The organism is Mucilaginibacter sp. CSA2-8R (genome assembly GCF_038806765.1).
Lineage (GTDB): Bacteria > Bacteroidota > Bacteroidia > Sphingobacteriales > Sphingobacteriaceae > Mucilaginibacter.
In genome coordinates this window covers 4,782,153-4,802,150 of record NZ_CP152389.1, presented here as the reverse complement: position 1 = coordinate 4,802,150, position 19,998 = coordinate 4,782,153, and the positions used below count along the sequence as shown (strand labels likewise).

21 protein-coding genes are annotated in these 19,998 nt (G+C 42.5%); 10 read left to right on the top strand and 11 right to left on the bottom strand.

Features of this window, described 5'->3' with window-relative positions; translation table 11 throughout:
- The first annotated feature begins 130 nt into the window (after window positions 1-130).
- Window positions 131-1,876, top strand: a complete 1,746-nt coding sequence (gene aspS, locus AAGR14_RS20430) for an aspartate--tRNA ligase (RefSeq protein WP_342646098.1) — start codon at window positions 131-133, stop codon at window positions 1,874-1,876.
- 7 nt (window positions 1,877-1,883) lie between these two features.
- Window positions 1,884-2,345 (top strand): FKBP-type peptidyl-prolyl cis-trans isomerase, encoded by a 462-nt coding sequence (locus AAGR14_RS20425; protein WP_342646097.1) that lies wholly within the window; start codon window positions 1,884-1,886, stop codon window positions 2,343-2,345.
- Between the two features lie 140 nt (window positions 2,346-2,485).
- Here AAGR14_RS20425 and AAGR14_RS20420 read toward each other — a convergent pair whose 3' ends face one another.
- The 3 genes from AAGR14_RS20420 to AAGR14_RS20410 form a co-directional block, all read right to left on the bottom strand.
- Window positions 2,486-3,127, bottom strand: a complete 642-nt coding sequence (locus tag AAGR14_RS20420; RefSeq protein WP_342646096.1) for a hypothetical protein — start codon at window positions 3,125-3,127, stop codon at window positions 2,486-2,488.
- 112 nt (window positions 3,128-3,239) lie between these two features.
- Window positions 3,240-3,518: a NifU family protein gene (locus tag AAGR14_RS20415; RefSeq protein WP_342646095.1), complete on the bottom strand. Its 279-nt coding sequence runs from the start codon at window positions 3,516-3,518 to the stop codon at window positions 3,240-3,242.
- A gap of 39 nt (window positions 3,519-3,557) precedes the next feature.
- On the bottom strand, window positions 3,558-4,646 hold the full coding sequence (locus AAGR14_RS20410) for an Mrp/NBP35 family ATP-binding protein (protein WP_342646094.1): 1,089 nt from the start codon (window positions 4,644-4,646) through the stop codon (window positions 3,558-3,560).
- Window positions 4,647-4,764: 118 nt separating this feature from the next.
- On the opposite strand from AAGR14_RS20410, the gene AAGR14_RS20405 reads away from it, so the two are divergent.
- From AAGR14_RS20405 to AAGR14_RS20395, 3 genes are all read left to right on the top strand, one after another.
- Window positions 4,765-6,981, top strand: coding sequence for a biosynthetic peptidoglycan transglycosylase (locus AAGR14_RS20405; protein WP_342646093.1), 2,217 nt, complete (start codon window positions 4,765-4,767; stop codon window positions 6,979-6,981).
- 69 nt (window positions 6,982-7,050) lie between these two features.
- On the top strand, window positions 7,051-7,680 hold the full coding sequence (locus AAGR14_RS20400; RefSeq protein WP_342646092.1) for an NAD(P)H-dependent oxidoreductase: 630 nt from the start codon (window positions 7,051-7,053) through the stop codon (window positions 7,678-7,680).
- A gap of 124 nt (window positions 7,681-7,804) precedes the next feature.
- Entirely contained in the window at window positions 7,805-8,305 is a 501-nt protein-coding gene (locus AAGR14_RS20395; RefSeq protein ID WP_342646091.1) for a DUF4142 domain-containing protein, read from the top strand.
- 54 nt (window positions 8,306-8,359) lie between these two features.
- Here the strand turns inward: AAGR14_RS20395 and AAGR14_RS20390 are convergent, their stop codons facing one another.
- The gene (locus AAGR14_RS20390; RefSeq protein ID WP_342646090.1) at window positions 8,360-8,821 is read right to left on the bottom strand and encodes a phosphatidylglycerophosphatase A; all 462 of its coding nucleotides are present in this window, start codon (window positions 8,819-8,821) and stop codon (window positions 8,360-8,362) included.
- A gap of 107 nt (window positions 8,822-8,928) precedes the next feature.
- Here AAGR14_RS20390 and AAGR14_RS20385 point away from each other — a divergent pair, with 107 nt between their 5' ends.
- Window positions 8,929-9,594, top strand: a complete 666-nt coding sequence (locus AAGR14_RS20385) for an HAD family phosphatase (RefSeq protein WP_342646089.1) — start codon at window positions 8,929-8,931, stop codon at window positions 9,592-9,594.
- A gap of 83 nt (window positions 9,595-9,677) precedes the next feature.
- Here AAGR14_RS20385 and AAGR14_RS20380 read toward each other — a convergent pair whose 3' ends face one another.
- Window positions 9,678-10,559, bottom strand: coding sequence for a T9SS type A sorting domain-containing protein (locus AAGR14_RS20380; RefSeq protein WP_342646088.1), 882 nt, complete (start codon window positions 10,557-10,559; stop codon window positions 9,678-9,680).
- Window positions 10,560-10,686: 127 nt separating this feature from the next.
- Between AAGR14_RS20380 and AAGR14_RS20375 the strand changes: the two genes are divergently transcribed.
- The 3 genes from AAGR14_RS20375 to AAGR14_RS20365 all read left to right on the top strand — a co-directional run bounded on the left by AAGR14_RS20375 (window position 10,687) and on the right by AAGR14_RS20365 (window position 14,925).
- Window positions 10,687-12,495 carry a HAMP domain-containing sensor histidine kinase gene (locus AAGR14_RS20375; RefSeq protein WP_342646087.1) on the top strand — a complete coding sequence of 603 codons (1,809 nt, stop codon included), beginning with the start codon at window positions 10,687-10,689 and terminating at the stop codon, window positions 12,493-12,495.
- A complete protein-coding gene (locus tag AAGR14_RS20370; protein WP_342646086.1) occupies window positions 12,492-13,184 on the top strand; it encodes a response regulator transcription factor in 693 nt (230 codons plus the stop codon). Before AAGR14_RS20375 ends, AAGR14_RS20370 begins: the two co-directional genes overlap by 4 nt.
- Window positions 13,185-13,356: 172 nt before the next feature.
- Window positions 13,357-14,925, top strand: coding sequence for a M20/M25/M40 family metallo-hydrolase (locus AAGR14_RS20365; RefSeq protein WP_342646085.1), 1,569 nt, complete (start codon window positions 13,357-13,359; stop codon window positions 14,923-14,925).
- A 92-nt stretch (window positions 14,926-15,017) separates the two neighbouring features.
- Here AAGR14_RS20365 and kduI read toward each other — a convergent pair whose 3' ends face one another.
- The 3 genes from kduI to AAGR14_RS20350 are packed head-to-tail and all read right to left on the bottom strand — an operon-like array spanning window position 15,018 to window position 17,148.
- Window positions 15,018-15,848, bottom strand: a complete 831-nt coding sequence (gene kduI / locus AAGR14_RS20360; RefSeq protein ID WP_342646084.1) for a 5-dehydro-4-deoxy-D-glucuronate isomerase — start codon at window positions 15,846-15,848, stop codon at window positions 15,018-15,020.
- A gap of 29 nt (window positions 15,849-15,877) precedes the next feature.
- Window positions 15,878-16,651 carry an SDR family oxidoreductase gene (locus AAGR14_RS20355; RefSeq protein ID WP_342646083.1) on the bottom strand — a complete coding sequence of 258 codons (774 nt, stop codon included), beginning with the start codon at window positions 16,649-16,651 and terminating at the stop codon, window positions 15,878-15,880.
- A gap of 32 nt (window positions 16,652-16,683) precedes the next feature.
- A complete protein-coding gene (locus tag AAGR14_RS20350) occupies window positions 16,684-17,148 on the bottom strand; it encodes a nuclear transport factor 2 family protein (protein ID WP_342646082.1) in 465 nt (154 codons plus the stop codon).
- A 207-nt stretch (window positions 17,149-17,355) separates the two neighbouring features.
- Here AAGR14_RS20350 and AAGR14_RS20345 point away from each other — a divergent pair, with 207 nt between their 5' ends.
- Complete coding sequence (locus AAGR14_RS20345) at window positions 17,356-17,541, top strand: hypothetical protein (protein ID WP_342646081.1); 186 nt, start codon at window positions 17,356-17,358, stop codon at window positions 17,539-17,541.
- Window positions 17,542-17,626: 85 nt separating this feature from the next.
- Here the strand turns inward: AAGR14_RS20345 and AAGR14_RS20340 are convergent, their stop codons facing one another.
- The 3 genes from AAGR14_RS20340 to AAGR14_RS20330 all read right to left on the bottom strand — a co-directional run bounded on the left by AAGR14_RS20340 (window position 17,627) and on the right by AAGR14_RS20330 (window position 19,891).
- Entirely contained in the window at window positions 17,627-18,472 is an 846-nt protein-coding gene (locus AAGR14_RS20340) for a DUF2911 domain-containing protein (RefSeq protein WP_342646080.1), read from the bottom strand.
- Window positions 18,473-18,818: 346 nt separating this feature from the next.
- Window positions 18,819-19,313, bottom strand: coding sequence for a hypothetical protein (locus AAGR14_RS20335; RefSeq protein WP_342646079.1), 495 nt, complete (start codon window positions 19,311-19,313; stop codon window positions 18,819-18,821).
- Window positions 19,310-19,891 (bottom strand): RNA polymerase sigma factor, encoded by a 582-nt coding sequence (locus AAGR14_RS20330; RefSeq protein WP_342646078.1) that lies wholly within the window; start codon window positions 19,889-19,891, stop codon window positions 19,310-19,312. Before AAGR14_RS20330 ends, AAGR14_RS20335 begins: the two co-directional genes overlap by 4 nt.
- Between the last annotated feature and the right edge of the window lie 107 nt (window positions 19,892-19,998).

Genomic DNA, 19,998 nt, shown 5'->3' with positions numbered 1-19,998 from the left:
GCGGTAATAATAAGTGTTTTTTGCCAATGTTATAATTTAACGCATAGTTTTCTGCTATTGCGGAAATGGAAAAAACAAGAAAAAATCAAAATGTAAAAAGTACTTTTGCAAACTTTATATATTTGGTGATATGCTTAGAACTCATACTTGTGGCGAGTTAAATCTCAATGATTTAGATAAAACAGTAACCCTTTGCGGATGGGTACAAAAATCGCGCGATTTGGGTGGTACTACATTTATTGATGTACGCGACCGCTACGGAATTACTCAGTTGGTGCTAAACGCTGACACCGATGCAACCTTGCGCGAAGCCGGGCGTAACCTTGGTCGCGAATTTGTAATTAAAGTAAGCGGCAAAGTACTGGAGCGCACCAGCAAGAATCTTAAAATCCCAACTGGAGAAATTGAAATTGCTGTTGAAGGTTTAGAGGTGCTAAACGAAGCTAAGATACCACCTTTTATTATTGAGGATGTGACCGATGGCGGCGAGGAACTGCGCGCTAAATACCGTTACCTTGACTTACGCCGTAACCCTATACGTAATAATCTGATGCTGCGCCATAAAATGGCCCAGGAGATACGCCGTTACCTGGACGGTTTGGATTTTATGGAGGTAGAAACACCGGTGCTGATTAAATCTACACCCGAAGGTGCCCGTGACTTTGTGGTGCCGAGCCGCATGAACCCAGGTGAGTTTTATGCCTTGCCACAATCGCCACAAACCTTTAAGCAGTTACTGATGGTCAGTGGCTTTGACCGTTACTTCCAGATTGTAAAATGTTTCAGGGACGAAGATTTACGTGCCGACCGTCAGCCGGAATTTACACAAATCGACTGCGAAATGTCGTTCATTGAGCAGGAAGATATCCTGAACATTTTTGAAGGACTTGCCCGTCATCTGTTTAAAAATATTAAAGGCATTGAGCTGGATACTTTCCCGCGTATGCAGTATGCTGATGCCATGCGTTTATATGGTTCGGATAAACCTGATATCCGTTTCGGGATGCAGTTTGTTGAACTGAATGATATTGTTAAAGGCAAAAACTTTGGTGTGTTTGATAATGCCGAACTGGTAGTGGGTATCAACGCCAAAGGTGCTGCCAACTACACCCGTAAGCAGTTAGACGAACTAACCGACTGGTTAAAACGCCCGCAAATTGGCGCTACCGGTTTAATCTATATGCGTCATAATGATGATGGTAGCTTAAAGTCATCTGTTGATAAGTTTTATAACGAAGAAGAACTGCAAAAGTGGTCGGCTGCGTTTAACACCCAGCCTGGCGATTTAGTGCTCATACTAGCCGGTAATACCGACAAGGTTCGCAAGCAGCTTAACGAATTGCGTTTAGAGATGGGCAGTCGTTTAGGCCTGCGCAGCAAAGATGTTTTCGCGCCGCTATGGGTGCTCGACTTCCCGCTTTTAGAGTTTGACGAAGAGTCGGGCCGCTGGCATGCTATGCACCATCCGTTCACATCGCCTAAACCTGAGGACATCGCCCAGTTAGATAGCGATCCGGGAGCGGTACGGGCCAATGCCTATGACATGGTAATTAATGGTATCGAAGTTGGTGGCGGTTCTATCCGTATTTACGACCGCAGTTTGCAGGCTTTAATGTTTAAGCATTTAGGTTTTAGCGCCGAAGAAGCACAAAAGCAGTTTGGCTTTTTAATGGATGCCTTTGAATTTGGCGCCCCTCCGCATGGTGGTATTGCTTTAGGTTTCGATAGGCTTTGCTCTATTTTTGCCGGTTTAGATTCGATCCGTGATGTTATCGCTTTCCCTAAAAACAACTCAGGTCGTGATGTAATGATTGATTCGCCTTCAATAATTGCTGACGCGCAGATGAAAGAGCTTAATATTAAAACAACCGTATAGATAATTCATGAAAAAATTAATGTTATTGTGCAGCATGCTGGTTTTGTGTGTAACGGCGTGCAAAAAAGATAATTCTGCAAAAACTGCTGCCGAACAAGCAGCGGCCGACGATGCCCAAATACAAGCTTATATTTCTGCTAACAAAATAACAGCAATAAAAGATCCATCGGGGGTTTATTACCAAATTGTAACTCCGGGTACTGGTTCATACCCAACATTAAGCTCAGTTTATAATGTAAATTATAAAGGCGAGTTTATTACCGGTGGTGTGTTTGATAGTGGTACGCTTTCTAACTTCACGTTAGATGGTGTTATACAAGGTTGGCAAATAGGTGTGCCCAAAATAAATCAAGGAGGCCGTATCAAACTAATGATACCTTCTGCATTGGCTTACGGACCATCAGGACGGGGAACTATACCAGGAAATGCAGTTTTGGTGTTTACTATCGACCTGCTAAGTTTTAGATAATAAAACTCAATTATAAGGCAAAAGAGAGATGTTCATGAGGAGCCTCTCTCTTTTGCTTTTATGTTAAAGTAACATTGACTTGTTTGTGCAGGCAAACAGCCTAATCATAAGCTGTACTTATTTATGCTGCTAAAAAGTGCTTAATTGCCGGTCCGGCTTTTATCGCCGTCAGCAATTTGCTTAATAAGCGTTCCCCATGCAATAGGGTTAAGCAGCGGGTTGGGTATTAATGAGTGTGAGTTCTGAATGCGGTTGTGCATATCCTGCGCCACAGCCGATTGTATTTCGTTCGCGTCGCGAGGCAAAGAGCTGCCTAAGGAAGCCAGCGAGTTTCTGCTCAGGTTTTTGCGAGCATTCTCCAAATCATCGTCGGCCAGTTTCATCGTCAAAAAATCTTTCTTAAACTCGTCAGTAGTAGCCCACGGAAACATGTGGAACGCCGGTAAATTAATTACCTGCGGCTTCATTAACACCTGCACCGTATAGCTCTTATTAGCCACAGCCATTGGTATTACCAACTCTTGCGGAGCAAAACCTACTGCAGTAAACAGCAGGGTATCTCGCTCATGGGCAACAAATGAAAAGTAACCTTTATAATTGGCAATTATAACCGACTTTTTGTTAGACAAGTTGGTGATAGAAACATACGGAACAATTACTTTGGCGCTATCGGCATTGTAAGTAATGCCCGTAAACTGCACCAAAGGTTTATCGGCAACCTGCGCATGGGCTGCAAATGCTGCAAACAGGCCAATTATCCATATCAGTAAACGCTTCTTCATCTAACACTTATAAACCATTCTTAGTTATTTACGCCGGTTTTGCGCAAATAGTTCAGGTTTGCAAAAATAATATTTTAGGTAAGGTTAGCAGCGGGTTTAACATTACTTAACATTAACTCATGTTAGCGGGCAGTACCGCGTTGGGGTCGTCAATATCTGTTAAATTAATCGCCTCCACTCCGGTAATCTCGGGCACTACTCTCATAATAGCCTGTTCAATACCGGCCTTTAAAGTCATGATACTCATGGGGCATGATCCGCATGAACCCAATAGTTTAAGCTTTACTACATTATCAGGAGTAATCTCTTCCACCGAAACATTCCCTCCGTCAGCCTCTAAATAAGGTCTTATGGTATCTAAGGCTGCTTCTACCTGATCAACTAAACTCATTTTTATTATCTATTTTAGGTAAGTAAAGATATTAATTTTTTAGCGATTTATGACATCAGCATAATTGGTAGCCTCGGCATTGTTAATAGCTATCTGCTGTGCCACACGCTCGGCAATATGCTTGAAGGCTTTATCCATAATGCCATCTTCGGTCAATACTACCGGCTTGCCTGCATCGCCCGATTCGCTGATGCTTTTTACCAACGGTATCTCGCCCAAAAACGGCGCATTAACCAGTTGGGCCAGTTTTAAACCGCCGCCTTGTCCAAAAATATAATATTTATTATCGGGCAACTCGGCCGGGGTAAAGTACGACATGTTTTCGATGATGCCCAAAATTGGCACATTGATAGATTCCATCATCAGCATACCTACACCTTTTTTGGCATCGGCTAAAGCTACATCCTGTGGTGTGGTTACAATAACAGCACCTGTTATCGGGAAACTTTGGGTAACCGTGATATGAATATCGCCGGTGCCGGGTGGCAAATCAACCACCAGGTAATCTAGTTCGCCCCAATCAGCATCATTAAACAACTGTTTTACTGCCGTAGATACCATTGGTCCGCGCCATGGCACGGGCTGGTTAGGGTCGGTAAAAAAGCCAATCGATAATAGTTTAATACCGTATTTTTCAATCGGCTCAATGCGGGTTTTGCCATTTTGCTGGCTTGCCTTAGGGCGTGCACCTTCCAGTCCGAACATAATAGGGACTGACGGGCCGTAAATATCTGCATCAATCAGGCCCACTTTAGCGCCCGAGGCAACCAGGCTTAAAGCTAAATTAGCAGCCACGGTTGATTTACCTACGCCACCTTTGCCCGATGCTACCGCGATGATGTTTTTTACACCCGGTACACCTGTATTTTTCTGTGTAGTAACACGCGAGGTCATATTAATGCTCACTTCAATTTCAGGATTGATGAAATGACTGATCGCATTGCGGCATGCATTTTCAATCAGGCCCTTTAAGGGGCAGGCCGGTGTGGTTAATATCACCGAAAAGCTGAGTTTGTTACCGTTAATATGTATATCCTGAATCATATTTAGGGTAACCAGGTCTTTTTTTAGATCAGGTTCTTCAACATTACTCAGGGCTTGTAAAACTTGTTCTGTGGTTAATTGCATGATATTTGAATGGTGCAAAAATACTAAAACCGCCACTAATACTTTTTGTTACAGAAATATTTGAAGTTCAAAATCGTTTTATAGCCGACTAAGAATTAGTTTTGGATAAAATTTACTGATGCATCGACCTACCGTTAAAAAGATTCTGCGCATTGCGGCCATTGTTGCCGGTATACTCTTTATTATTGCTTTAGTGGGTGGTTATGTGATGTATTCAAAGCGCGAAGCCTTGCTGCAAACAGCTATCAGCAAAGCTAAAGCAAAAGCCAAACGCGAGTATAATTTAGATGTAAAAATAGGCAAGGCCAGGTTTGTTGGCGCTACTACGGTGGTGTTTGATGGCATTAGCATTGTGCCCGACCAACGCGATAGCTTGCTGCAGATTAACCATTTTGAAGTAAGCGTTAAGATTTGGCCGCTGATTGCCGGTAACATCAAACTGTCGGACGTTACGTTGAAAGATGGCTTTTTAAGCCTGGTGAGCAAAAATGGGCAGCGCAACTTTGATTTCCTGTTCCGTAAAAAAAGAGACTCTACCTCTAATAAAACTAAATCTGGCTTAAACGAACTGGCCGATAACCTGATTAACCAGGTCTTATACAAAATTCCCGATAATCTTAACCTGAGTAACTTTCGCATCACTTTTGCTGATGACAGTAACCAGGTAAAGCTTTTAGCCAAAACCGCTAAAATTGACGATGGCGATTTAACCTCGACCATCGATGTTAACGATCATGAATCGACCTGGCATTTTGCCGGAAAGCTGCATCCTTCTGATAAAGAAATTGATGTTAAACTTTACGCCGATGGTAAAAAGGTAGAGCTGCCTTTGATTGAAAAGAAATTTAAGGTTAAGCTTAATTTTGATACGCTGACTACCCGCCTTAACAAGGTAGAACATGGGGATGACGAAACGCAGGTTTATACCTATTGCGCCATTAAAAATCTTTTAATCAACCACCCGGCACTATCCGCTAATGATGTGGTGATTCCGAGTGGTTCTATAGATGCTAATGTATTTGTAGGCGATAAGTATGTAGCCTTAGACAGCTCGTCTGTCATCCACCTTAAAAAGCTTAACATCCACCCGTATATTAAATACAAGATGCGTCCCACCAAAATTTATACGGTGAAGATGCATACTGACTGGCAGGATGCACAAAACTTTTTTGACTCGTTTCCGCAAGGGCTTTTTGACTCGTTGGAAGGCATACAAGTGGCCGGCAAATTACGTTATAATATGCACCTGTTTCTGGACATGTCTAACCCCGATGATGTGCAGTTTGAGTCGGGTTTGGCTAAACAGGATTTTAGGATACTAAAGTTTGGCAAAACCGACCTGAGCCGCCTTAACCGCGAGTTTGTATATACCCCTTACGAAAAAGGTAAGCCGATGCCGCCACGCACTATTGGCCCCAATAATGCTAATTATACACCGCTTTACAGCATAGCGCCCGATTTGCGCAATGCAGTGATGACGGCCGAAGATCCTTCATTTTACACTAACCATGGTTTTGTGCAGGAATCGTTACGTAAATCAATAGCCGAGGATATTAAAACCAAGCGCTTTAAGCGGGGTGGCAGTACGATATCAATGCAGCTAATCAAAAATGCATTTTTGAGCCGCCAAAAAACCCTGACCCGTAAGGTGGAAGAAATATTAATTGTTTGGCTGATTGAGAACGGAAATCTCATGACTAAGGACCGGATGCTCGAAGTGTACTTTAATATTATTGAGTGGGGGCGTAATATTTACGGAATTGGTGAGGCGTCGAGATATTATTTCGGCAAGGCACCAGCAGACCTTACTTTAGGCGAGAGCATTTATTTGGCCAGCATTGTGCCCAACCCCAAAGCCGGACTATATGCCTTTGAACCCGACGGTAGTTTGCGGTACCGTTTGCATGGTTATTTCAGGCTTATTGGTAACCTGATGGCTAAGCGTGGCTGGACACAACCTGATAGCAGCGCTTACGGCTTTTATAGTGTACGCTTGAAAGAAGCGCTCCGCCAAAAAATTGCACCTATTGATACTGCTGTGGCTGATAGTTTGATGCGCCAGGATCCGGATGATATGCCGGAAGATGGTATTGTTTTACCCGGTGCCACTGAACAAGGAGGCGTTAATGCTAATCCTGTCGAGCCGGAACAGGATAAGAAACCAGGCTTGTTCTCGCGGATATTTGGTAAAAAAGACAGTGTAGACCGTAGGAAAGAAGCTATTGCCGACTCATTAGATGCCATCAAGAAGCGGGACAAAGAGGCCCGTAAAGAACAAAAGCGTTTAGAAAAACAGCGGCGTAAAGAACTGAAACAACAGGGTTTACTCCCGTAGTTTGTAAAAGCAAACTAATTATATATTTAGGTGTTTAAACACAAAAAATAAAAACAAAAGCCAAATACCATGTCGCTACAACAATCATTAGCATGGCGCTATGCTACCAAAAAGTTTGATAGTTCTAAAAAAATTGATGCCGCTACTTTAGATAATTTATTACAAACTGTAAAGTTGGCACCGTCATCTTATGGGCTGCAGCACTATGAGCTTGTTGTAGTAGAGGATACGGCAGTACGCGAACGCTTAAAAGAAGCTGCTTACGGCCAGTCGCAGTTAACTGATGCATCGCAGGTAATTGTGTTTGCTGCCGAAACTAAAATTGACGAAGATTACGTAAAGCGTTATATGGATGAAGTAGCTGCTGAACGCCATGTTGACCGTGAAAAAGTAGCCGATTTTGAAAAAACAATATTAGGTGCCATCAGTCGTCAGTCGGATGAGCAAAGATTGAATTGGTCGCATAAACAAGCTTATTTAGCTTTAGGTGTATTGATTGGTGCAGCCTCTGAATTAAGTATTGATACCTGCCCGATGGAAGGTTTTAATGCTGCTAAATTTGACGAAATCTTAGGCCTGAAAGAAAAAGGATTAACTTCATCAGTGATTGTAACTATCGGTTACCGTGCGGCAGACGATCCTTATAGTAAAATGACTAAAGTGCGTAAAAAAGACGAAGACTTTTTTATTAAAATTTAATTAGAATAACTTATTAGTTTAATAAAAGCAGAAAGCAACCCGTAATAGGTTGCTTTTTTTGTTTTAGTTAAAACTTGTGGTTGCTGGCTAATGTTGTAAATGATAATATATAATCACATACACTATGAAAAAGTATTTATTGATGCTAATGGTTGGTGGCTTTTTTAGTCAGGCAGCATTGGCACAAACTACCGATACGGTAACTACAAATTTTGTTAAAAATGCTGCTATGGGCGGCATGATGGAAGTAAAAGCCGGACAGCTGGCTTTAAAAAAGGGCAAGAGTGCCAGCGTTAAGGCTTACGGTGCTAAAATGGTAACCGATCACACCTTGGCTAATGCCCAGCTTAAAAAGATAGCTTTATCAAAAGGATATTCTACTGCTGCGCCTGCTATGCCGGCCAGCCCTTTACTGGCAAACACTACAGGTACCGAGTTTGATAAAAATTATGTAACCATGATGGTAGCCGACCATAAAAAAACCATTGCTTTGTTTGAGCATGCCTCCACCAATGCTAAAGATGCTGATGTGAAAGCTTTTGCAACCAAAACATTGCCTAAATTACGCCAGCATTTAGCCACGGTAGAGTCCATGGCATCAAGCATGAATTTAGAGGTGAAGTAGTCATTAAACTATCAAAGCAGATAGTGTTTTTAGCTTTCTGCTTTGATATACTACTTAAGCAAAGTGCCGGAGGCCAAACAGTATAATCTGCAAAACAATGTTCGCATAAACGCCTGCCAGCACATCATCCATCATCACACCTGTACCCGCCGGTAATTCTTCCATTTTGCGGATGCCTAATGGTTTCACTATATCAAAAAAGCGAAACAGGATAAGTCCGATCAGCAAGTTCAGGTTGGTTAATGGTATAAACAGCAAAGCAACCATCTGGCCAGCTACCTCATCAATCACCACGCGCGAACTGTCTTTCCCCCAATCAACTTCTACCTTATTACCGGTATAAATGCCAATCAGTGTAATTAGTAGTGTGGCCAACGGTAATATCCACACTTGCTCAAACGAATGGGCGCTTTGTGCCCACATGAGCAGTAAACAGGTAATGATGGCAGCCACCGTACCACCGCCTTTAATATAACCAACACCCAGCCATGAGGCTATTAATTTATTCAGATTCATGTACGTTTAAGTGCATCAAAGTTAATAAAAAGTAAAGCGTAGCTTATCAAGCTGTTTTTTACGGATATAATTTGGCCTGTAAGCAAATTTTGCTCTATTTGCAGCCTATGACAGCAATACCGCACGCCCTGATTTTTGATATGAACGGTACCATGATTAATGATATGGACTATCATACCAAAGCCTGGCAACGTATTTTTAACGAAGAGTTAGGCGGCAATTTCACCTGGAACGAGGTAAAAGCACAAATGTACGGCAAAAACCCAGAAGTGCTGGAGCGCGTATTCGGTCCGCTTAAATTTACCGAGGATGAAAAAACCGAATTGTCTTTCGCTAAAGAGAAGCGCTACCAGGAAGAATACCTGCCGCACCTGGCTTTATTGCCCGGATTAGCAGCGTTTTTAGAACAGGCTCATCAACTGGCTATACCCATGGCTATAGCCTCGGCAGCCATACCGTTCAATATTGATTTTGTACTCGATAATTTAAATATCAGGCATTATTTTAAGGCCCTCGTGAGCGCAGATGATGTGCTGTTGAGCAAACCACACCCCGAAACCTTTTTAAAAGCAGCCCAACTTTTACAGGTCGACCCGGTAAACTGCCTGGTGTTTGAGGATGTGCCCAAAGGTGCCGAAGCTGCCCTGAATGCTGGCATGCCGGCTGTAGTACTCACCACTACCCATCAAAAATACGAATTCGAGCATTTACCTCATATTCTGCATTTCAGTGATGACTTTACCGACCCATACTTTAGTCAACTGCTGAAGTAGTAATCATCAGGTTAAATAAAAAAAGCGTTCAGTACTTTTTAGAGTTCCTGAACGCTTTTTTGTTTAGGTGAAATTTTGGCTGATTAATCTTCTTTTAAAATACGTTTTACAGCGGTTTTGCCGTTTTGCTTAACTATCAAGTAGTAAACGCCGTTTAGTCCCCAGGTAAATGTTTTGTTAAAGCTGCTGGTGGTAGCTTTGTCTTTCCATAAAGCTTTACCTTCGGTGTCGGTTAATTGTATATCGGCCAAACCTTTGGCGGGCAGGCTAAAACTCATCATGGTTTTTCCGGCGCTAAATTGCGGGGTTAGTGTTAGGTCGCTTAATTCTAAATCGGTGGTATTTACGCCAGCTATAGTTTTTAATATGGGGCCCATGGCATCACTTACGTGATAGCTCACGTTGGTGCTAATTCCGTCTTTATCGGTGTGGCTGTAGTTAAAGTTTTGGGTATTGCGGCGGTTAAAAGCCATCAGGCGCCGGCCCGGCGCTTCGTCATTAAACATTTCGACATCGCCTCTTCTTCTAAAAATTACTCTGTCGTTGTCATCGTCCGGGGTATCCATTTTAAATTCAAAAGAGCGCGATAGTGATTGTTCTTCCGGGCTACGCCTGCGCAAGGTTCTGACCCTTGGTGCCAAGCGCGAAAAGGTATGCATTGAATCAATAATTAAACTATCCGAGCCATTGCGACGGCGTACTCTAAAATTCATAGCTATGCGCCCTTCGGGGGCATTTTTGCCTATCTTATTAATTTCGGCCAGTGCTTCCTGCTTTTGATCGGGGCTGAGGTCCTTCAGATTTTTGCCGTTGTAAGTAGTGTCTTTGTCGCGTATCAGTATCCTGACATCCTTGTTTGTTTTGCGTTCTTTTTGTGCAAACAATAGTTGGGGTAGTGCCAGTGCCGCTATAATCAGCGCCGAAAAAATAAATTCGAAGCCGGGTTTAAATAAATTTTTTTTCATGATTAAAGTAGGATTTAACGGAGTATTACAAATCTAAAATAATTCATAATCAAATGTTTAGGGTTGATTGTTAAAAATTGTTAAAATGAATAAGCAGAGCCCTAATTAGCTTATTTTTGTTTTAGTAATGAAGAAAAAGAACATAGGATTAATTATTGGCCTGATGGGTTTTGCCCTGTTAGGAGTAATGGCCATGCAATACTATTTTCTGCGCCAGTCGTACGAACTGCAATCTGAACTATTTGACCGTGATGTTAGCGAGGCGCTCAGCAATGTAGTGTCTAAACTTACCCGCCAGGATGCCAACCAGTTTTTAAAAAAAAAAGTAGATGACATACACATTGACGGGCTTAAACTAGTAAGCCGTAAGCAGGCTGTTACCTCAGTAGTAGTGAGTGCTTCAGAGGCTGAGGCCAGGGAGCGTGCCAGGCATGTGCGCCGAATTGCCATGCTGCGCGATAGCCTGCAGCGCATATTGATGCGCAGTAAGTTTGATGACGAATTGCTGGGCCAACCGCAGGAAGGTATGGTAAATGTGCGCATCCATGTTGAAGAATACATGGACGACCAGGGAAACATTCATCAACGACAAATACCGGTCGAGATTACTAACATTCCGGCAAATAGCAAACGCAGCAAAAAAATACATAAATACGATACCACTTATTTTTATTACAGCGATCCGCAGTTTGGCCGGCAAATGGTGGGCGTGCCGCGCCTTAATCCTATTTGGCAGCGTGAACATAACCGACAGCTTAAAGAAAAACGCATCAATGAAATCAGGCAGTTATTGCGCAACGATTCTGTAGCACAGATTAAAAGCAGCAATGTAACGGTGATGCAAAACTTAGTGGAGGAATATAAAAAAGTTGATCAGCCATTAAAAGATCGTATTAACCCGTTATGGATTGACTCACTGTTGCGTTTAGAAATGCGTAACAAAGGCATTAACTTGCCCTTTAGTTACGAGGTAAGCACGGCCAGTAACGACTCAGTTATATTTTCAAAGGCTTACGGACTGGAAGGCGAGAAGCCTGTATTTAATGCGAACGACACATATCAAACCCCCATTTTTGCTAAAGATGTGATTAATGATCCGGGTAAAATCATGTTGCTGTTTCCGGGTAAAAACTCGCATATTTTAAATACCATGACTTATTTGCTGGCTATTAGCGGCGGCTTGTTACTGGTGTTAATTTTCTGTTTTGGTTATACCATCTTTACCATCCTGCGTCAGAAAAAAATTTCGGAAATGAAAACCGACTTCATCAACAACATGACCCACGAGTTTAAAACCCCGGTATCAACCATCATGATTGCCAGCGAGGCGCTCAAAGACCAGGAGATTGCCCAAGATAAATCTCGTGTTGCCCGGCTGGCCGATATTATTTATGAGGAAAACGAGCGTTTAGGCAGTCACATTGAACGGGTGCTAAATATAGCCCGTATTGAGAAAAACGACTTTAAATTGGACAAGAAACCAGTGGAAGTAAACGAATTAATTGCCGATGTAGTGGATAGCATGCAGCTTAAACTCCAAAAAAGCAATGCTAAGGTAGATATGCATCTCAATGCCGACGATTCGGTAATAGAGGCTGATGAGCTTCACTTTGCGAACGTTATTTACAACCTGGTTGATAATGCAATTAAATATAGCCGCGAAGAGCCGCAGTTAACCATTAGTACTCTAAATAAGGGCAACCAGTTAATTATCAGGGTAGCCGATAAGGGTATTGGTATGAGCCGCGACCAGCAAACCAAAATATTTGAGCAGTTTTACCGGGTACCTACCGGCAACCTGCACGATGTAAAAGGCTTTGGTTTAGGGCTGAGCTATGTAAATACTATTGTAAAGCGCCTGGAGGGCATGATTAGTGTACGCTCAGAAAAAGAAAAAGGCTCGGAGTTTGAACTTAAATTTAACGTAACTGCATGAAGACAATACTATTAGTAGAAGACGATACCAACCTTGGCGCTTTATTGCAGGACTATTTGCAGTTGAAAGGTAAGTTTCATGTAGTGTTATGTAAAGACGGGGATGCCGGGCTTAAAGAATTTACCAAAGGTAATTTTGATTTGCTGATACTGGACGTTATGATGCCTAAAAAGGATGGCTTTACTCTCGGCAAAGAAATTCGTAAAATAAACCAGCATGTGCCAATCATCTTTGCCACTGCCAAGGGCATGATTGAGGATAAAACCCAAGCCTTTAATTTGGGCGGGGATGACTATATCACCAAGCCTTTCCGCATTGAAGAGTTGTTGCTGCGCATTAATGCCTTACTTAAGCGTGCAGCAAATGATGCTCCTAAAGCCGAGGAAGTGCCTACTCATTTTAAAATCGGCAAATACGATTTCGATTTCACTTCGCAGATCATTAACTCCGACGGTGGGCAACAGAAATTATCAACCAAAGAAGCAGCCCTGCTTCGGCTGCTTTGCATACACAAAAACCAGGTGCTCACCCGCGAAGAAGCATTACTGAATATCTGGAACGACGATAATTATTTTAACGGTCGGAGTATGGATGTATTTTTAAGTAAAATTCGCAAGTATTTAAAAGACGATCCGCATGTGGAGATCATCAATGTTCATGGGCGGGGGTATAAGTTGCTGGTTAACTGATTTTGAACGCTAATTTTCCTTTTATATCATCGTAAATTCTTATAAAAAGCAAGTTTTCGTCTGTTAATCTTATTTTTAGGCGAATTGTAACAAAGATTTTGGTTAATTGTTACCTGTTTTTGCTGTTTGATTGAATAGGTTTGTAGTATATGATTACAAACTATATCGTGATATGAAAAAAACTTTACTCTTTTCACTGTTAACAGCAGGTGTCAGTTTGGTAGCTAATGCTCAGGAAGCTATTGATCAGGCTGCAACCCAAAAAATCCGCGAAGAAGGATTGAACCATTCGCAGGTAATGAAAACGGCTTTTTACTTAACCGATGTGGCCGGTCCGCGTTTATCGGGTTCGCCGGGTTTGAAAAAGGCGCAGAACTGGGCCGCTAACGAGTTAAAAAGTTACGGTTTGGTTAATGCTAAGCTGGAGCCTTGGGGTAAATTTGGTAAAGGCTGGCAGGTAAACAAAAATTATGCAGCCATCACTGTTCCGTATTACCATGCGATTATTGCAATACCTAAGGCTTGGACCAGTAGTACTAAAGGCGCTATAAAAAGTGATGTGGTATTGGTAAAGGTTGATACCTTGACTGATTTAAGTAAGTACAAAGGCCAGCTCACCGGTAAAATTGTAGTGATGGATATGGCTACCCCTTTGGTGCGCAGTAAAAATCCTGATCTGTCGCGTTACACCGACGAAGAGTTAGATAAAATGGCTAATGCTACCGCCCAGCCGGCTGGTGGTCGTGGCCGCCCGGATGCCGGTGACCCGCGTTTTGCCGCTATGATGGCTGCGCGCCGTAAAACAATGGCTATGCGTGGTGCATTAAACAATTTTATGCAGCAGGAAGGTGTGGCTTTGATATTAAGCCAGGGCCGTGGTACAGATGGAACTGTGTTTACTACCAACGGTGCCTCGTACGCAGATACTGCTAAGGCAGCTTTGCCTGAGTTAGAGACCAGCGGCGAAGATTATTTACGCATTGTACGCTTACTCCGTGCCGGTCAAAAAGTACAGATGGAGGCCGATGTGCAAACCCAGTTTTTTACTGATGATTTGAAAGGCTATAATGTAATTGCCGAACTGCCGGGCACTGATAAAAAATTGAAAGACCAGGTAGTAATGATTGGCGGGCACTTTGACTCGTGGCATGCAGGTACAGGAGCAACCGATAACGCCGCTGGTAGCGCCGTGATGATGGAAGCGATGCGTATTTTGAAAACCATTGGTTTTAAACCTAAGCGTACTATTCGTGTGGCTTTATGGAGCTCTGAAGAGCAAGGTTTATTTGGCTCCAGAGGTTATGTAGCCGCACATTTTGGTAAGCGCGATAGCCTGAAGGCAGAACAAAGCAAAGTGTCGGCTTACTACAACCTGGATAATGGAACCGGTAAAATACGTGGTGTATATTTGCAAGGTAACGCTGCCGTTGGCCCAATATTTAAAAGCTGGTTAGAGCCATTCAAAGATTTAGGAGCAACAACAGTAACCATCAGCAATACAGGTGGTACCGACCATCAGTCGTTTGATGCAGTTAATATCCCTGGCTTCCAGTTTATACAGGATGGTATGGATTACAATACCCGTACTCACCACAGCAACCAGGATACTTACGACCGCTTAGTGGAGGATGATTTAAAGCAAGCTGCTACCATCGTTGCGTCGTTTGTGTATAATACGGCTCAGCGCCAGGATATGCTGCCTCGTAAAGAGGCACCTAAAACTACTGCGGGCACTAATTAATAAGCCGGCTTAGTTAAATAATAAAAGAGCGGATTTACCGATGAGGTAATCCGCTCTTTTATTATTGTATTTTTTAAATGATGCTAAGTAGGTTATTTAACGTCTATCACAGCTAATGGGTCCATATCGGTGTACACTTGGTTTTCGCCGGCCATGCCCCATATAAAGGCATAATTGCTGGTTCCGCAGCCAAAATGTACCGACCATGGTGGAGAAATAACTGCATCATGGTTTTGCATTACAATGCTTTTGGTAGCCTGTGGCTCGCCCATAAAATGGAAAAGGCGTTGCGTATCGGGCAAATCAAAATAAAAATAAACCTCGGTACGGCGCGTATGTGTATGCGGCGGAATCGAATTCCATACGCTACCGGTTTCCAGTACAGTCAGTCCCATTACCAACTGGCAGCTACGTATACCATCCAAATGGATGTATTTGTAAATGGTACGCTTGTTAGAGGTAGTAACTTCTCCCAACTGAACCGGAGAAGCTTCTTCCTTAGTCATTAAGCGGTTAGGGTAGTTGGCATGTGCCGGGTTGCTCAGCAGGTAATAAACCGCTGGGTTTTCAGCATCCGTGCTTTTAAAGCTTACCTCTTTAGTGCCTTTACCAACGTACAGGCAGCTTAACTTGTCCAGTTCGTAAGTTTGCCCGTCGGCCACTACAACGCCGTTACCGCCAACGTTGATGATGCCGATCTCCCGGCGCTCTAAAAAGTATTCGGCTCTTAATTCCGGATGATTGTCAAGCATAACCTCGCTGTTTACCGGTTTTACACCGCCAACAATGGTACGGTCGTAATGCGAGTAAACGGTAGTTAGTTTATCAGCCTGCATCAGGTTTTCTACCAAAAAAGCTTCGCGAAGCTCTTCGGTTGTCATGCGGCTTACTTCTTTTTTACTATGTTCAAATCTTATTTCCATGTTGTAAAGTAGTTGTTGCTGTGATTAACTTATCTGCCCATCCATCCACCGTCAACGGTGAGTAAATGGCCGGTTACATAATTCCCTGCATCTGATGCTAAAAATACTGCAGGGCCTTTAAAATCTTCAGGTTCGCCCCAGCGTCCGGCTGGTATACGGTCTAAAATGCTTTTGCTGCGATCCGGATCGTTACGCAAAGCTTCGGTATTATCGGTTGCAATATAGCCCGGTGCAATGCCGTTCACGGTAACGCCTTTGCCAGCCCATTCGTTTGATAAAGCTTTAACCAAACTGGCTAAAGCGCCTTTGCTGGCTGCATAGCCCGGTACGTTAATACCGCCCTGAAAACTTAGTAAAGAACAAGTGAAAATCACTCTGCCGCTGCCGCGTTCAATCATATGTTTGCCTAACTCGCGTGCCAATATAAAGGGTGCATCCAGGTTTAACGATAAAACACTGTCCCACCACTCATCCGGGTGTTCGGCAGCTGGCTTACGCATAATGGTACCTGCATTATTTACCAATATATCAATCTGAGGGTTTTCGGCCAGTAATTGATTAACAAAGCTGTAAAGGCCTTCGCGGCTGCCTAAGTTGGCCTGGTAAGCCTTAAAATTGCGGCCTAAAGCTTTAACTTCTCTTTCAACGTCGCTGCCTTCGAGTGCTACAGACCCCGATACTACAATGATGTCTGCACCGGCTTCGGCCAGGCCCAAAGCCATGCCTTTGCCTATACCTTTGTTGCCACCGGTTACCAGTGCCGTTTTGCCTGATAAATTAAACAGGTTAGATGGATTACTCATTTTTTATAATGATAATTTGGTTGTATTTTAATTTAAGCGGTCGGGAATTTAACAGCCTGACGGGCCAGCAGTAGCCACTCGCCTTTTACTTTTTGCCATACCAGCATAATAAGCAACTTAACGGTGCCGGGTGCCTTGCCTTTATCATTAGTGGCACCGGTAAGCGTATGGCGTACGATAGCCGTACTTCCCGAAACAATGATAGTTTGGTCAGTAAACTCCAGGCTGGTAAAATCGGTGTCGCCGCTTAAAAAAGAGTGGAGAAATTCTTGCTTGTTTTGTACTTTTCCGGACGAGTGCCCGAAAGTTAATTTGGGAGAGGCCAATGCTGACAGGGCTGCACTGTCCGGGTCAACCATAAGCTTGCGCATTTTTTCAACCGTTTCTTCAACCGATTTTTTAGCGTTTACTCTTGGCTGTTTTTGTGCTTTTACTGATAGGGTAGTAATAGTTATAAATAAAACTACTGCAAGTTGAATAAGCCTGATTTTTTTCATTCTTAAGTATGATGATGGTTTGGTGTGATAAGTGACTGTAAAAAAGCAAATGATGCTTTACAAATGTAAGGTGTTATGGTATAGATAAAACCACAAACTTCATTTATTTGATGTCTGATTAATATTGCCCGCCGCAACTTATAATAAACAAAGTTTTGTAAACAAAGGTTAATCAACTACTTTTGCTTACAAGATATTTAAAAAACTATGGCACATCATACAAAAGAAGAAAACAACGACTCTTATTTTTACATTATCGGCTTGCTTGCAGGTTTGTTTATAGGTGCCATTATTAACCGTGGCTTTATTTACATACCGGTAGGTGCTGTATTAGGTTTATTAAGCGCTGCCGTGTTTTTAAAAGTATTGGTTAAAGGCCGTCAGAGCGCTTAAGCTCCAGAGGCATAAGATTTACAAAAACGGGTCATGCAAAATTTGCATGACCCGTTTTTGATTTATAGAAAACCAGTTAAATGGATTAGCTTTTAGCCTGAGCTAATACCGCTTCGTTCAGTTTTACATACTCATCGTTTTTCTGCTCTTTAGCTAAGGCTGCACCTTCTTGTGCTGTTGCTGCCGCGGCCGCCTTGTTGCCCATTTTTAACTGTATGCGGGCTTTCCAAAGTTTAATATGCGGTGCTTTAGTGTTTGTTTTTTCGGCTTCGGTAATCCACTCTAACGCTTTGTTTAAATCTTTACCATTTTCGTAGTAATATGTTGCAGCATTAAAGTAAGGCTTTTTCTCGCCGTTCATGGCAGTTGCAATACCTGCCATTACACGGGTGTCAACGTCAGTAGTAAGATGAACAGCCAGGTCAGTACGTTCCCACATCAAATGTAAGTCGGCCGTTGATGGCATAACATTTTCAAATTGTATGGCAAATGTTTCTACGGGTTGGGGCGTTTTACCGGGCTTTACCTTAAACCTTAAAAAGTCGTCAGCTTGTTTATATTCATACGCACCCCATTGCTTGGTAGTTTTGTTTAAAACAACCGTCCACTCTTTAGTGTCGGGAATGGTGAACAGTGCGTATTCACCAGCGGGCACTTTGTTGCCATCTAAGGTTACATCATCGGTAAAGGTAATTACCGTGGCCGTATTTGCCCCGGTGCGCCAAACTTTACCATAAGGCTCCAAGCCTCCAAAAATTTTGCGGCCTTTAACGTTAGGACGTGAGTAGCTCACCGTAATTTTTCCTAAGCCAAATTCTTGCGTAATAGTTTGGGCCGAACTTGCCTGCGGTACTTTAAACCCTTGGGCCTGAGAAGTTAATGTGAGGCCCGCGGCTAACGCAGCCACTAATAAAGTGTATAACTTTTTCATATTGTCTGATATAGTTTTGTACAGACAAAGTTATGCTTTGTTATGAGAAGCTGATGTTGAAGACTTGAAAAGAAAGAAAATAATAAAAAAACAGTTGGATAGGCTACAAAATAAAAAGCCCCCCAGTCTTGCACCGGGGGACTTTCAACCTAAACCTTATCACAATTAAATTGGTAAGTTTACCAATTCATATATGTTATAACAATTGTTATACCAAAATTGCATAATTGGTATTTATAATTTGAAAAAAGATTATATTAGCTAACGTGATTTTTAAAATATACGTTAGTAGTTACCTAACTGACAATTTTTCATAATCATTGTCAGGTTGTACAGCATTGTCATGTTATAGTGTAGTAATGTGTTTTTTACGCAAATATCCGTCAAAAAGAAACAGTGCTAACACTACATCAAAAAACAAAAAGCCTTTCATTACAGGGCCGGAGAAGTATCTTGTTAAAGTTGGTATTTGAACTTTAACCGGTATTTGAACTGTTTCATGCACGCCGTATGTATGGCTGTTGGCCAGCGCAGTTACCAGTAAAACGGCAATGGTAACTATAAAAAAAGCAGCTATTGCTGTAATAATGCGATGGTCAATGCTGGCTTTGAGCGGCTTGCTGGCTTCTTCGGTGCGGATGGCCTCCATCACATTGTAAGTAAAGGCCATCGGCGGGGCATCCAACTCAATATTTTCGAGTTCTTGGTTAAAGGCCAGCAACTCCTGGTGTTTTTGCTGATATGTTGGGTCGGTGGCAATTAGATGACTGATAGCCTCGCGCTCTTCTGGTGAACAATTTCCGTCCAGATAATTCCACAATTTTTCCTCAATACTGTTCATATCAATTCGCTCACTTCGTGTTTTAAATTACGTTCCAGCTTTTCTTTTAAACGCTGCCGTGCCCTGAATAGTTTAACCTTAACATTATTAGGCTCCATACCCAGGGTTGCAGCTATTTCTTCCAGGCTTTGTTCGCCTTTGTAGAATAAGGTAATAATCATGGCATCGTCGGGCAGCAACTGCTCAATAGCCTGATTTACGTAGTATGACCTCGACTTATTTTCGGCCATGTCATTTTTAAAGCCGCCCGACTGGTTTTCGAGTTGAAGGTGATTATTTTCATCATCAATAGATGAGGTATCTAATCTGCGCTTGCGCAAAAAAGTCATGGCGGTGGTATATACAATGCTATACAACCAGGTACTGAATTTACTTTGCCCCTGAAAGTTTTGCAAAGAACGGTATGCTTTAATAAAACTGTCTTGTGCAACTTCCTCCGCGTCCTCGCGCGTTTTAGTAAAACGCATAGCCAAAGTAAAAACAAAGCGTTGATGGCGTTTTACCAAATCGGCATAGGCTGCCTGGTTTCCCTGCAGTGTCTGCTCAATTAATTCAATATCCGAAAACTTGCTTTGCATTATATAACGGCTATGACCACACGCCGCCAGTTAAGGTTACAGGAAATTTTAAATAAAAGTAGATAAAAATATTTTGTAAAAAATCTGGTAACCGGTGTAACCTCCTT

What these genes read in the sequence shown, in the direction of transcription:
- AAGR14_RS20425 (WP_342646097.1), top strand. Translation starts at nt 1,884, where the DNA reads ATGAAAAAATTAATGTTATTGTGCAGCATGCTGGTTTTGTGTGTAACG.
- AAGR14_RS20400 (WP_342646092.1), top strand. Translation starts at nt 7,051, where the DNA reads ATGTCGCTACAACAATCATTAGCATGGCGCTATGCTACCAAAAAGTTT.
- AAGR14_RS20340 (WP_342646080.1), bottom strand. Translation starts at nt 18,472, where the DNA reads ATGAAAAAGTTATACACTTTATTAGTGGCTGCGTTAGCCGCGGGCCTC.
- AAGR14_RS20420 (WP_342646096.1), bottom strand. Translation starts at nt 3,127, where the DNA reads ATGAAGAAGCGTTTACTGATATGGATAATTGGCCTGTTTGCAGCATTT.
- AAGR14_RS20370 (WP_342646086.1), top strand. Translation starts at nt 12,492, where the DNA reads ATGAAGACAATACTATTAGTAGAAGACGATACCAACCTTGGCGCTTTA.
- AAGR14_RS20390 (WP_342646090.1), bottom strand. Translation starts at nt 8,821, where the DNA reads ATGAATCTGAATAAATTAATAGCCTCATGGCTGGGTGTTGGTTATATT.
- AAGR14_RS20380 (WP_342646088.1), bottom strand. Translation starts at nt 10,559, where the DNA reads ATGAAAAAAAATTTATTTAAACCCGGCTTCGAATTTATTTTTTCGGCG.
- AAGR14_RS20415 (WP_342646095.1), bottom strand. Translation starts at nt 3,518, where the DNA reads ATGAGTTTAGTTGATCAGGTAGAAGCAGCCTTAGATACCATAAGACCT.
- AAGR14_RS20355 (WP_342646083.1), bottom strand. Translation starts at nt 16,651, where the DNA reads ATGAGTAATCCATCTAACCTGTTTAATTTATCAGGCAAAACGGCACTG.
- AAGR14_RS20345 (WP_342646081.1), top strand. Translation starts at nt 17,356, where the DNA reads ATGGCACATCATACAAAAGAAGAAAACAACGACTCTTATTTTTACATT.
- AAGR14_RS20350 (WP_342646082.1), bottom strand. Translation starts at nt 17,148, where the DNA reads ATGAAAAAAATCAGGCTTATTCAACTTGCAGTAGTTTTATTTATAACT.
- aspS (WP_342646098.1), top strand. Translation starts at nt 131, where the DNA reads ATGCTTAGAACTCATACTTGTGGCGAGTTAAATCTCAATGATTTAGAT.
- AAGR14_RS20335 (WP_342646079.1), bottom strand. Translation starts at nt 19,313, where the DNA reads ATGAACAGTATTGAGGAAAAATTGTGGAATTATCTGGACGGAAATTGT.
- AAGR14_RS20365 (WP_342646085.1), top strand. Translation starts at nt 13,357, where the DNA reads ATGAAAAAAACTTTACTCTTTTCACTGTTAACAGCAGGTGTCAGTTTG.
- AAGR14_RS20395 (WP_342646091.1), top strand. Translation starts at nt 7,805, where the DNA reads ATGAAAAAGTATTTATTGATGCTAATGGTTGGTGGCTTTTTTAGTCAG.
- AAGR14_RS20375 (WP_342646087.1), top strand. Translation starts at nt 10,687, where the DNA reads ATGAAGAAAAAGAACATAGGATTAATTATTGGCCTGATGGGTTTTGCC.
- AAGR14_RS20330 (WP_342646078.1), bottom strand. Translation starts at nt 19,891, where the DNA reads ATGCAAAGCAAGTTTTCGGATATTGAATTAATTGAGCAGACACTGCAG.
- AAGR14_RS20385 (WP_342646089.1), top strand. Translation starts at nt 8,929, where the DNA reads ATGACAGCAATACCGCACGCCCTGATTTTTGATATGAACGGTACCATG.
- kduI (WP_342646084.1), bottom strand. Translation starts at nt 15,848, where the DNA reads ATGGAAATAAGATTTGAACATAGTAAAAAAGAAGTAAGCCGCATGACA.
- AAGR14_RS20410 (WP_342646094.1), bottom strand. Translation starts at nt 4,646, where the DNA reads ATGCAATTAACCACAGAACAAGTTTTACAAGCCCTGAGTAATGTTGAA.
- AAGR14_RS20405 (WP_342646093.1), top strand. Translation starts at nt 4,765, where the DNA reads ATGCATCGACCTACCGTTAAAAAGATTCTGCGCATTGCGGCCATTGTT.